Here is a 1,239-nt window from a genome sequence, read left to right as displayed (position 1 = left end):
ACCAGCACGCCCAAGATCCCTACCGAGTGACACATGTATCGGGACTTCAACACTGACAGATGTCATGGGACTGAATAGTTCCGCGCGAACGGAAACTGTCCAAGATCTATGTATGCGTCGGATGGCGTTGGGATTGGTCGGGGGGCCAGCCGGCTGCGACGAGGGCCCGCCGGACGGTGTCGGCGACCTCGGCGGGGCGGGCGCGTACCAGCCAGGCAGGAAAGCGCAGGATCCGGTCGCCGCTGGTCCAGACGGCGTTCTGCCGACGCATGTCGTCCGCCCATTGCCGAGCGTCCATGTGGTGCGCGCCGTCGATCTCGACCTGCACCCGCCACTGTCGCCAGTACGCGTCCAGCCAGCGGTTGCGGCCCGCCGCGTCGACCCGATGTTCCTGAAGATCAGGTACGGGCAGCCGATGCCGGCGGCAGAGGCGCAGGAAGTCGATCTCGGAGAGTGCCTGCGCGCCGCCGGCGATGTCACCGATCGTCTGTTGGATCAGGTGCCGGCGGGGCGCTCGGGGGAGGACGTCGAGCACGGTCTGCAACTCCTCGGGCAGCACCCGCCGCTGTTGACAACCGGACGCCAGCACCCCTTGCGCCTCCTGCACACCGACCGCCCATCCCGCCGCGTCGACGAGCGCTCTGGCCGTCGTGGTACGCGGCGGACGGGCGAGTTGCCGGTGCGAGTCCGGCAGCACCGACGTGCGATGCACAAGCACCGCGGGCATGTCGATGGGGAGGCGACGCAGAGAGGCCCGTGCGGCACGGCGAGCGGCCGGCACCAGCACGTGCAGTGGCTCACGGCGCAGCCCGCGTACCCCGGCCTCGGTGGCGGCGGTTACCCCGGCCAGCATCGCATCTGGTCCTGCGGCCAGCACCGCGACCCAGAGCTGCTGGTCGCGGCTCAGGCGCCCGTTGCCGGTCAGCAGGATCCCGCGACAGATCGACCGCCACCGGCCGGAACGGATTCGACCACGGACCATCCCCTCGCTGAGCAGACTGGAGACCTGCGCGGTCGTCAGCACGCCCGCCTGCTCGAAGGCGAGCCAGTCGAGTGCATCGGCGTCATCGGCAGGCAGCATCCGAACAGCTTTCACCGCGGCGAGGCCACCACACCACCAGATCTTGGACAGTTTCCGTTAGCGCGGCGGGCTCAACTGGTGGTTGCAACACCCTTCCGTGATCTTCGTTGGGGTGGTTATGGCGTCGAGGTTGAGCCCGCTGGAGCGGGAGCAGATCG

The 1,239-nt window shown here is 68.6% G+C and carries 1 protein-coding gene; it reads right to left on the bottom strand.

Annotated elements, in window-relative coordinates; all coding sequences use genetic code 11:
- Positions 1-106: 106 nt before the first annotated feature.
- Positions 107-1,081 carry an endonuclease domain-containing protein gene (locus ACGFH8_RS35095; protein WP_393376003.1) on the bottom strand — a complete coding sequence of 325 codons (975 nt, stop codon included), beginning with the start codon at positions 1,079-1,081 and terminating at the stop codon, positions 107-109.
- Positions 1,082-1,239 lie beyond the last annotated feature (158 nt).

Source organism: Micromonospora sp. NPDC049175 (assembly GCF_043197345.1).
GTDB lineage: Bacteria > Actinomycetota > Actinomycetes > Mycobacteriales > Micromonosporaceae > Micromonospora.
The sequence above is the reverse complement of the archived record's forward strand: the minus strand, read 5'-3'. Positions and strand labels throughout refer to the sequence as shown.

What these genes read in the sequence shown, in the direction of transcription:
- ACGFH8_RS35095 (WP_393376003.1), bottom strand. Translation starts at nt 1,081, where the DNA reads ATGCTGCCTGCCGATGACGCCGATGCACTCGACTGGCTCGCCTTCGAG.